The sequence below is a fragment of the Arsukibacterium sp. genome (assembly GCF_033722355.1).
Lineage (GTDB): Bacteria > Pseudomonadota > Gammaproteobacteria > Enterobacterales > Alteromonadaceae > Alishewanella.
On record NZ_JAWVZF010000083.1, the window covers coordinates 1 to 11343 of the forward strand.

Consider the following 11343-nt stretch of genomic DNA (forward strand, 5'->3'; position numbering starts at 1 on the left):
CTTACTACCAGCGGCAAAGTGAAACATTTTGGCGTGTCAAATATGCAGCAACATCAGATGGCATTGCTGCAGGATTCGGTACTTGAACCCTTTATTGTTAATCAGCTGGAATTAAGCTTAAGCCATCTGGCCTGGCTGGATGACGGCACCACTGCCGGTTGCAGCAATCAGCCACCGGTTAACTTCAGCACTGGTACCCTTGAATATTGCCGCCGGCATAACATTCAGCTCCAGGCATGGGGCAGTTTAAGTCAGGGCTTATTCAGCGGCAAAGATGTCAGCAAAGAACCGGCGCATGTCCAGGCAACAGCTAAACTGGTGCAGCAGTTAGCGGCCGAATATCAGGTTAGTAAAGAAGCGATTGTGCTTAGCTGGCTGATGCGACATCCGGCGCAAATTCAACCGGTAATTGGCACCACCAGTATCAATCGCATCAGTGCCTGTGGTGAGGCAACTGCAGTGCAGTTAAGCCGCGAACACTGGTACCAACTTTACGTCAGTGCCCGCGGCGCTGAACTGCCTTAGCTTAATCAGTTTTAAAGCGGCTGACCTGACCACTTAACCCGCTCGCAACCTGTTGCAGCGCTGTCACGGCGCCGCGGTTTTGCTTCAGGGTTAACGTGGTTTCGCGAGACATCGTGGCGATTTGCTCAATATGTTGCGCCAGCTCAGACACTGCAGCAGTTTGTTCATTGGTTGACCGTGAGACATCGCGCACATTATGCAGAGAATCTTCAGCCTGCAGCCGGATTTGCTCCAGCATTGTCGCCGCCTGATTAGCCAGTGCCAGCCCCTGAGCCACCCGGGGCGCTGATGTTTCCATTGCCAGCACCGCCTGTTGAGTTTCATCCTGCACAAGCTGAATCATCCCGGCAATTTCCGTCGTTGCCTTGCTGGTACGCTCGGCCAGCTGGCGTACTTCATCTGCCACCACCGCAAAACCCCGGCCTGACTCACCGGCCCGGGCCGCTTCAATTGCCGCATTTAACGCCAGCAGATTGGTTTGTTCTGCGATACTGCGGATCACCCCGGCAATACCGGCAATCTCTTTTGAACGTTGCTGTAAGCTGCCAATCTGACTGGCAGATTGCTGCACCGTTTCCGCAACCACCCCAATTTCTGTTGCCGCGTCTTTCACCAGTTTAGCGCCCTGCGCTGACAGCTCAGCGGTTTTCTCTGAGTTTTGCTCCGTCAGCTGCACGGTATTGGCCACTTCATTCAGGCTGACTGTCATTTCCTCAATACTGGCGGCAGAGGCGGTTGATGATGAGGCCTGCAGCTCTGAAGCCTGCAGTGCTTCTTTTGCCGCCAGATCCAGTTCGGTTGCCTGAGATGATACAGTATTAGCGGCGTTGATGACTTCTTTTAATGTTTGCCGCAGTTGCTGCTGCATACTGGCTACTGCTGCCAGCATACTGTTTGGCTGGCTGTCTTTAATGCGGGTGGTCAGATCGCCACCGGCAATCTGACTGACGATGTCTGCCGCAAGCGCCGGCTCGCCACCCAGTGAGTTACGTAAGTAACGGCTGATATACCAGGCGGTCAGACTCCCGATGACAATAGCCAGTAACGTTAACAAAACCATTGAAATAGCAAAGGTTTCAGCAACCTTTCTGGCATAAGTTGTCGCCTGCTGATTTTGTTGTTCCTGATAATCAATAAAGGCATTGATACTGGCCAGCCAGTCAACAAAAGCCGGGCTCATCTGCTGCAGCAATAATTGTTGTGCCGCGGCCTGCTGGCCTTGCTGACGTAAACGGATCACTTCAGCTGCCAGCGGCTGGGCTCGCTGCTCAACCTGATGAATCGTCTCCAGCAGGCGCCGTTCGGCGGCACTAATGTCGGTGCTGGCCTGAAACAACTGGTCCATTGGCTGGCGCGACTGCTGATAAAACGCTTGTAACCGCGCGATATCGTCAAGAATGATGGGCAAGTCAGCCAGATTGGGCACCAGCGTGATATCCCGCAGGGCAATGGCTCTGTCGTGCACACTACCGCGAAAGTTAATCGCATAACGCTGTTTCACTGAATTCACTTCGGTAATTTCAGTCAGCGTCTTGTCGATCTGACTTACCCGTTGCACCCCGAATAAGGTCAGCGCCACCATTAACAGCAAAACCACTCCAAACCCCAAACCAAGTCGCATTGCGACGGTCATCGACTGCGTACTTTGCATAACTGAACCCCTGTTAGAAACAAATGACAACAACGTTAATTCATGGACTATACGCTGGTTTTTCAATCCAAACTAATGAAATTAATCTGAATAATTCAGCAAAAAAACAGATTAATCCAGGCTTGATACGGCAGCAGCCTGTATTTAGCTCACTGCCGGCTCGGCCACTGAATCCCGCGGAATTAAATGAGGGTTAAATATCTGTTGTACTTCAATACTATTTTGCTGGTAAACCTGTTTCAGCACCCAGCGCGCAGCCATCCGGCCCATAGCACTGACCGGGTAATCAATCGTTGATAATTTCGGATAGGTGTAATAGGCAAAATTCACGTTATCAAAACCGATTACCGAAAAGTCCGCCGGTACTTCATAGCCCAGTTCGCGGGCGGCTGTCATGGCACCCGACGCCATTTCATCATTGCCACATACTATGGCACTGAATGGCCGGTTGCTGGCCAGCAACGCATCCAAGCCTTTACTGCCACCCGTTTCGCGAAAATCACCTTCAAAGAACAACCCTTGGTCAGCAGTTAACTGATACTCAGCCAGCGCCCGCTGGTGGCCATGAAACCTGTCACGGGCATCAGCTTTCCACATCGGGCCGGCAATGTAGGCGATGTGGCGGTGGCCCTGCTCAAGTAAATAACGGGTTGCCAGATAGCCCCCCAGCTCATTATCCAGACTGATGCATCTGTCCGCCAGCGCCGGCAACTGGCGGTTTAACAGCACGAATGGAATTTCTTTTTTACTTAAATCGATGAGAAACTGATCGCTGACCGCCTCGACGTGCAAAATCAGCGCATCACAATTGCGGCTGCGCAGAAAATCGATACCGTCTTCCTCCGTGGCCCGCTCACTGTGGCCGGCAGCAATAATTACATGTTTGCCGGCCGCCCGGAACTCGGCTTCGATACCGGTCAGCATTTCGCCATAAAACGGGCCATGTAATTCAGAAACCAGAATGCCAATGCTGTTAGAACGGCTGGAAGCCAGGGACTGGGCGATAGAATTCGGCCGGTACCCCAGCTGCTCCATTGCCTGCAATACCTTCTGACGGGTGGCTTCGCTTACCCGGACATTATTGTTCATTACCCGGGATACCGTAGCTAAGGATACCCCTGCTAATTCAGAGACCTGGTAAATCGTCGCCATGGTTTGCCTTTACTTGTAAGATTAGGCGGTTACTCTAGCATGCGCCGGCGTTACTTCACCAGATTGCCGTGCCAGATGCCGGTGAATCGCCAGTACCCGCTCGCTGTTAAGCCGGTAGCGGCTCATGACCAGCGCAACCACTATTGAGCCAACCGCCGGTAATAAAGTAAAACTGAGCAAAATGCCCTGTTGCGTCTGCACGCTTTGTACCGCATCCGGCTGATAATCAAACCCGGCCAGCAGCCAACCGGCTAAGGCGCCGCCAAGTGCCAGGCCCAGTTTGATAAAAAACACGATAGACGAATACACCAGCCCCGTGATCCGTACCCCGGTTTTATAGTGACCATAATCAACCGTATCAGCCATTTTGGCCCACAGCAGCGGTGTGGCCATTTGTAAGAAAAAGCCCCACAGAAAATACAAGCCAAAAGCGAGCAGCAATTGCTCGGCGCTGATAAAGAAGCTGATCACGCAAATAACCGCCGAAATAAGCTGCAGGCCGATATAGGCTTTGACTTTATCGATATAGCGGCTGAGCCACTGCGCTGCAGCACAGCCGGCGATATTGCCAAGCATACCCAGCGTGATAAACGCGGTAATTAAATCTTCCCGCAGCAAAAAGTATTTTACATAGTAAATGGCCAGCGTTGTCCGCAGCACCATGCCGGTCAGCAAAAAGAACGCCGCCACACACAAAATACGCCACTGGTCGTTCTGCCATAGTGAGTTGACGCTGTTTCGCAACGTCAGTTGCTGATTGGCCGGCGCATGCACCCGCTCCCGGGTACCAAAGAAGCACAGTAAAAACAGGATTAAGCCTAAAGCACTCATGGCAGCGATTGTCAGCTGGTAACCTCTGGCGCTATCGCCATTGCCAAAGTAATTCACCAGGGGCAGGGTGCAGGCGGTAACAAGTAAGCCGCCGAGCATACCAAACACAAACCGGTAAGACTGTACTGACACCCGCTCAGTCGGATCTGCGGTCAGTACTCCGCCTAATGCCGAGTAAGGGATATTAATCGCAGTGTAAGCCAGCATTAGCAAGGTGTAGGTCGCGAAGGCATAAACTATTTTGCCATTGGCTGATAAGTCGGGGGTGGTGAACGCCAGCACACTGCAAAGGGCAAAAGGCAGGGCCAGCCACAGCAGGTAGGGCCGGTATTTGCCATGCCGGCTTTGAGTTCTGTCGGCCAGGGCTCCCATCAGCGGATCGGTTATCGCATCAATAATCCGTACCAGCAGAAACATGCTGCCAACCACCGCAGGTGAAATGCCAAAAATATCAGTATAAAAAAAGGTTAAAAATAACATCACCGTCTGGAACACGATATTACTGGCCGTATCGCCGAGACCGTAGGCAATTTTTTCTTTTTTTGTCAGCATGCTAACCCCATAATGGCGCGTTAATTCAGCTTAATGTTATTTGTTAGCACTCTTGTTATCGGCCGCCGTGCGGCTGGCAAAACAGTCTCGCAGGGCGATAGCACTGGCTTTTAAAACACGTTGCTGGGTCGTGTAATCAACATAGACTATTCCAAACCGTTTGGCATAGCCCTCTGCCCACTCAAAATTATCCATCAGGCTCCAGGCAAAATAGCCGTCAATTCGCACGCCGGCGCTGATCGCGTGCTCCACTGCCTGCAGATGTTGCTGAAAATAGGCTACCCGCTCGCTATCCTGCACCATACCCTGTTGTACTGTGTCAGGCATCGCCGCGCCATTTTCAGTAATATACACCGGCGGCAACGGATAACGCTTATTGATGTCGAGCAGGATCTCGGTCAGCCCTGCCGGATATATTTCCCAGCCCATATCGGTTAATGGGGGAGTGGTAGGAGGAACATCGCTGAACCAGCCTTTGCCGTTGTCACGGTACACAGTGCGGGTATAGTAATTCACCCCGAGAAAATCCAGTGGCTGCGCAATGATTGCCATATCACCGGCGGCAATTTCCGGCTGCTCGTTGCTGGGTAACTCACTGAGTAACTCAGGGTATCGTCCTTCGAACAATGGCTGGATATACCACTGGTTGTGATACTGATCGGCCATTCTGGCAGCCCGGATATCAGCGTCGCTGGTACTGGCAGGATGACAAGGGCTGAAATTCAGCACAATGCCGTTCAGGGCCCGGGGCGCATTGCGGCGCAATACCGTCATTGCCAGACCATGTGCCAGCAATAAATGGTGGGCAACCTGGCGGCCCTGCTTACGGTTCTGCACGCCCGGCGCATGAATACCGGCTTCATAGCTTAAATAGGCACTGCAAAAGGGCTCATTTAGCGTGGCATACGAGTAAACTTTGTCGCCCAATGCCCGGCTGACTTTATCGGCATAATCGGCGAACTTAAAGGCGGTAGCGCGGTTTAACCAGCCGCCATTATCCTGCAGATATTGAGGTAAATCCCAGTGGTACAGGGTAACAAAGGCTTTGATATTGTGAGCCTGCAACGCCTCCAGTAGCTGCCGATAGAAATCAAGACCCGCCTGATTAATGCTGCCATCACGATTGATCACCCGGCCCCAGGCAATAGAAAAGCGATACGCGTCAACACCGAGCGACGCAATAAGCTCAACATCCTCGCGCCAGCGATTAACATGGTCACAGGCAACCAAGCCGTCAGAGCCATCTTTAATCCGGCCCGGTTCGGCGCAAAATGTGTCCCAGATACACGGTAACCGGCTGTTGGCAGCGCCTTCAATCTGAAACGAGGCCGTCGCCACGCCAAAAGTAAAGTCGGGCTTAAGTAAGGCTGAATCAGCAGCTAAGGAGATTTTCATCAATTTGGCTATCTTCCGAACGTAAAGTTACTGGCAGCTGGACGACAAAAAATTTGCCAACAGCGTGATATATGCTATAAATGAAAGCGCTTACATTATACTAGACGGCCCGGACACCAACGTCAACACGCAGTCCGTCAATAAAAACACTATGCACCCGAGGGAGACAAAATGGCGACTTCACCATTACCAACAACGGCAGGCCTCAGCGCCAGCGGCGGCAACGAAAACTACCGCTTTGCCCTGACTGCCCTGACCTCACTATTTTTTATGTGGGGCTTTATTACCTGTCTGAATGACATTTTGATCCCTTATTTAAAAATGTTATTCGATTTGAACTACACCCAGGCCATGCTGATCCAGTTCTGTTTTTTCGGCGCTTATTTTATTGTCTCGGTGCCGGCCGGTATGCTGGTTAGCCGAATTGGTTATAAAGCGGGTATTGTCACCGGCCTGCTGATCGCTGGTGCCGGCTGTCTGTTGTTTGTGCCCGCCGCGGCTATGCATGTCTATGCCATGTTTCTGCTGGCGTTATTTGTGCTGGCCTCGGGCATAACCATCTTACAGGTGGCTGCTAACCCCTATGTCAGTGTGCTGGGCCAGCCGGAAACGGCATCCAGCCGTTTAACGATGACCCAGGCCTTTAACTCACTGGGTACGACGGTAGCCCCGTTTTTCGGCGCCTGGTTAATTTTTGGCGGTCTGGACGCGCCAGAGCCGGTACCCGGTACAGTAACCGAGTCAACCGTTCAATTACCTTATTTAATTCTGGCTGCCAGCCTGATCGTGCTGGCCATCATTTTTGCCTGGTTAAAATTGCCGGCCATGGGTAAAAAAGACCCCGCTGAAGCCATGCCGCTGGGTGGCGAAGCCTGGAAACAGCGCCACTTAATGCTGGGCGCACTGGGTATTTTTGTCTACGTCGGGGCTGAGGTAGGTATCGGCAGCTTTTTAGTCAGTTATTTATCAATGCCGGAAATTGGCGGCATGTCTAAAGGGGCGGCATCTCACTATATTGCCTGGTATTTCGGTGGCGCTATGGTCGGCCGTTTTATTGGCGCTGTGGTAATGCAAAAAGTCAACGCCGGTAAAGCACTGGCCTTTAATGCCATTTGTGCGGTGTTCCTGCTGGCACTGACTATTTTATCATCCGGTAAACTGGCCATGTGGTCATTACTGCTGGTCGGGCTGTGTAACTCAATTATGTTTCCTACCATATTCAGTCTGGCCATTACCGGGTTAAAGCAATACACCAGTCAGGGCTCGGGTATTTTATGTCTGGCTATTGTCGGTGGCGCCATTCTGCCATTATTGCAAGGCGCCTTAGCCGACAGCATTGGTGTGCAGCTGGCCTTTATTCTGCCATTGCTATGTTATATCTATATTGCCTTTTACGGTCTGAAGGGCTGTAAGCGCAACGTAACAGCGACCGTCGTGCCTAAGGAACCGTTATGATTTTACTTAAAGCAACTTGTTATTTTAAACCGTTACTGCTGGCGGGCAGTGTTGCGCTGGCGCTGGCTGCGTGCGGAAAACCCGTGCCAGAGCAAACGACTCCCATAACAGCGGGCAAAACGGCCGGCAACATTGAGATCTGGCCTGAATTGCAATTACCCGTGGCTAAAGATCCGGCGATGGAACAAGCCATTACCGACTTAATAGCCGGGATGACACTGCCACAGAAAATCGCTCAGATGATCCAGCCGGAAATTCGCGACATTACCGTTGACGATATGCGTCAGTATGGTTTTGGCTCGTTTTTAAATGGCGGCGGTGCCTTTCCGAATGATGACAAGTACGCCACGCCCGCCGACTGGATAGCGCTGGCTGACGCCATGTACCAGGCATCGGTTGATGCCAGCCAGGATGGCAGCAGTATTCCCACCATGTGGGGCACAGATGCAGTGCATGGCCATAACAATGTGATTGGCGCCACCATTTTCCCGCATAATATTGGCCTTGGCGCCGCCAATAACCCGGCATTAATAGAGCAGATTGCCAAGGTGACGGCCCGTGAAGTCATGGTAACTGGTATTGACTGGGTCTTTGCACCTACTGTGGCGGTAGTGCGCGATGATCGCTGGGGGCGGACTTATGAAGGCTATTCCGAGCACCCGAAAATAGTTCATGATTATGCTGCAGCCATTGTCACCGGCTTACAAGGCGCCGCTGACGGTGATTTTCTTGGTGCTGATAAAGTCATTAGTACCGTGAAACACTTTGTCGGTGATGGCGGCACCACAGGGGGTATTGATCAGGGCAATACCGAAGTCAGTGAGCAGCAATTGTTCGACATTCACGCCCAGGGCTATGTCGGCGGCCTGCAGGCCGGTGCGCAATCCGTGATGGCGTCATTTAACAGCTGGAATGGCGAAAAAATCCACGGCAGTAAATACCTGCTGACCGATGTGTTAAAAGATCGCATGGGCTTTGATGGATTTGTGGTCGGCGACTGGAATGGCCATGGCCAGATCCCGGGCTGCACTAACGAAAACTGCCCGCAGGCGGCCAATGCCGGTCTGGATATTTACATGGTCCCGACAGCGGCCTGGAAACCACTGTATTACAACCTGATTGACCAGGTAGAAGCAGGGGTGATCAGCATGCAGCGGGTAGATGACGCCGTGCGGCGGATTTTACGGGTTAAAATGCGTGCCGGCTTATTTGACAAGCCTAGCCCGGCAAAACGGCCATTGGCCGGCAAAACTGAGCTGATTGGTGCCGATGCGCACCGGGCGCTGGCTCGTGAAGCAGTGCGCCAGTCCCTGGTATTGCTGAAAAACAATAACCAGTTACTGCCATTAAATCCAACGCAGCGGTTGCTGGTCACCGGTGGCGGCGCTGACAATATCGGTCAGCAAGCCGGCGGCTGGACAATCAGCTGGCAGGGCACTGGCAATACCAATGCGGATTTTCCGGGTGGCAGTTCCATTTATGACGGCATTGCCCGCCAGGTTAAGGCAGCCGGTGGCAGTGTCGAGCTTTCAGCCGATGGCAGCTATCAGCAGAGACCCGATGTGGCTATTGTTGTATTTGGCGAAGAGCCTTACGCCGAGGGCAATGGCGACCTGGATAATCTGGAGTACCAACGCGGCAATAAAACCGATCTCGCCTTGCTGAAAAAATTAAAAGCAGCCGGTATCCCGGTCGTCTCGCTGTTTATCAGTGGCCGGCCGTTATGGGTTAATCCGGAGCTGAATGCCTCTGATGCCTTTGTCGCCATCTGGTTGCCGGGCAGTGAAGGGGAAGGGGTGGCAGATGTGATCCTGGCCAAAGCAGATGGCGCTGTGCAGTATGATTTTCACGGTAAGCTGTCTTTTTCCTGGCCCGCCAGCCCGCAGCAAACTGCAGTGAATTATGGCGATAAAGATTATGATCCGCTACTGCCGTATGGCTTTGGCCTGCGTTATGGCGAGCAGAACGTACTGCCTGATAACCTTTCTGAGCAGGTAGAGCAGAGTAACCAGTTGACTGAGCTGGTTATTTTTGAACGCTCTCCCCGCTCGCCATGGCAGTTACAATTAGAAAGCGGTCCTGACAGTACGATGGTAAGCAGCAGTATTCAGCAGTTAGGGGCGATAAGCAGCCGTACTTTTGATAAAGAGGTGCAGGAAGATGCCCGCCGCTTTGAGTTTGATGGCAGCGCGCGTGCAGCACTTAAATTTATCAGTCCGTTCCCCCGCGACTTAAGAGCCTATGCTGAAGCCGACAGCCAGTTAACGCTGCTGGTCAAGCGCCAGGGAGCAGTGCCGGCTGAGGTGATGCTGGGCATGGTCTGTGGCGATAACTGCGGTGGCAGCGTTAATATCAGTGCCGCACTGGCGGCTCTGCCGGAAGAGCAGTGGCAACCACTTTCGGTAAATTTAAGCTGTCTTAAGCAGCAGGGGCTTAACCTCGGCCAGGTTTTTCAGGTGTTGTCTGTGCAAACCAGCGGTAAGTTAACCCTGAGTCTGGCCGATGCCAGAATAACCCCGGTAACGGATCAGCAAGAAACTGTGGTGACGTGCCAGTAATTAAACAAAACCCTGACCAAAGGCGCCGGCAGGCGCCTTTTTTATATGCTGCAACTATGATTCTGCCTGTACTAAGCTACTAATCGTGAGAGACGCGGTGGCGGGTGTGCTTATGAAGCAACGGCAGGGATGCCGCGGAAGCTGAAAGGGCACAGGGAGGTGATCCTTGAAGCTGGCGTGGTAAGTATCTCCAGCCGCAACAGCTTTGCCGAGAGGCACAATGACTGGTGTGCTTACGAAGCAGCGGCAGGGATGCCGCGGAAGCTGAAAAGGCACAGGGAGGTGATCCTTGAAGCTGGCGTAGTAAGTATCTCCAGCCACTGTGCCTTTACACCTTACTCTACGACACCAGTTTTCAGCAACATCACCAGCCACCTAATCCTGTTAGATCGATGTAAGTATCAGTGCAATATACACAATAAGCGCAAAAAAAGTGCCCGCATGCGGGCACTAAACCGGAGTTACAACAGGGAGGGTGTTAAGACGGTAGCAGGCAGCAACTAAATAACGGCTGCCGGACTACCGGTTAAACGGGCCTGACTATAATCAATTGCCCATAGTGTATCTGACACCAATGGCATACCGCGGACCATATTGAGCAGCACTTAAGAACTGTCTTTCAAACCGGCCAAAGCTACGCTCGGTTTCATTGGTCAGGTTAATGCCTTCGAAGAATACGGTCAGGTTGTCATTAATATCGTAGTTAACACTTAAATCCCACTGCAAGTATTCTTCAACATAGTTAGGCGGCGCATCGGTGGTGTCCGGCTGGCCCTGTCCGGCCAGATATTCGTCCCGCCATGCGGCCGTTAACCGGACCGATAAACCCTCTTTCTCGTAGAACAGCTGCCAGTTGGCCGAGTTACTCAGCCCGGGCAGAATTGCCTGTGCCGCCAGCACGAAATTATCGTACTCGACATCACCGTCCACCAGGGTAGCATTGATGCCGGTGCCGAAACCACTGTCTCCAAACACGTGCTGAACCGCGAACTCCAGGCCATTGACCTTACGGGCGCCGACGTTTTCAGGCGAGTTGATTGTCCACTGAATCAACGGATCTGTGGCCGGGTCAGGTAAGATACGGTTGTTTTCACCTATACCGACACCACCGGCAATAATCTCATTGTAAATGGCTGCATCGGTAGCCTGCTCGCCACGCGCCTGGATGGCGGCAACCGCAGTATTCCAACGCTGGCCCTGATAAACGTCATGCAAACCCTCAAA

8 protein-coding genes are annotated in these 11343 nt (G+C 52.4%); 3 read left to right on the forward strand and 5 right to left on the reverse strand.

Features of this window, described 5'->3' with window-relative positions; translation table 11 throughout:
• On the forward strand, positions 1-525 hold a 525-nt coding region (locus R3177_RS09070; protein WP_318970715.1), incomplete at its 5' end, for an aldo/keto reductase.
• Position 526: 1 nt separating this feature from the next.
• Here R3177_RS09070 and R3177_RS09075 read toward each other — a convergent pair.
• From R3177_RS09075 to R3177_RS09090, 4 genes are all read right to left on the reverse strand, one after another.
• Positions 527-2176: a methyl-accepting chemotaxis protein gene (locus tag R3177_RS09075; protein ID WP_318970716.1), complete on the reverse strand. Its 1650-nt coding sequence runs from the start codon at positions 2174-2176 to the stop codon at positions 527-529.
• A 144-nt stretch (positions 2177-2320) separates the two neighbouring features.
• Positions 2321-3328: a LacI family DNA-binding transcriptional regulator gene (locus R3177_RS09080; RefSeq protein WP_318970717.1), complete on the reverse strand. Its 1008-nt coding sequence runs from the start codon at positions 3326-3328 to the stop codon at positions 2321-2323.
• 21 nt (positions 3329-3349) lie between these two features.
• Positions 3350-4711: a glycoside-pentoside-hexuronide (GPH):cation symporter gene (locus R3177_RS09085; RefSeq protein ID WP_318970718.1), complete on the reverse strand. Its 1362-nt coding sequence runs from the start codon at positions 4709-4711 to the stop codon at positions 3350-3352.
• A gap of 36 nt (positions 4712-4747) precedes the next feature.
• Entirely contained in the window at positions 4748-6106 is a 1359-nt protein-coding gene (locus R3177_RS09090) for a GH1 family beta-glucosidase (protein ID WP_318970719.1), read from the reverse strand.
• Positions 6107-6277: 171 nt separating this feature from the next.
• Between R3177_RS09090 and R3177_RS09095 the strand changes: the two genes are divergently transcribed.
• Together R3177_RS09095 and R3177_RS09100 are read left to right on the forward strand one after the other, a co-directional pair.
• On the forward strand, positions 6278-7561 hold the full coding sequence (locus tag R3177_RS09095; protein ID WP_318970720.1) for a sugar MFS transporter: 1284 nt from the start codon (positions 6278-6280) through the stop codon (positions 7559-7561).
• Positions 7558-10119, forward strand: coding sequence for a glycoside hydrolase family 3 protein (locus R3177_RS09100; RefSeq protein WP_318970721.1), 2562 nt, complete (start codon positions 7558-7560; stop codon positions 10117-10119). The genes R3177_RS09095 and R3177_RS09100 overlap by 4 nt, the downstream gene beginning before the upstream one ends.
• Positions 10120-10665: 546 nt before the next feature.
• Here R3177_RS09100 and R3177_RS09105 read toward each other — a convergent pair.
• On the reverse strand, positions 10666-11343 hold a 678-nt coding region (locus tag R3177_RS09105; RefSeq protein WP_318970722.1), incomplete at its 5' end, for a TonB-dependent receptor domain-containing protein.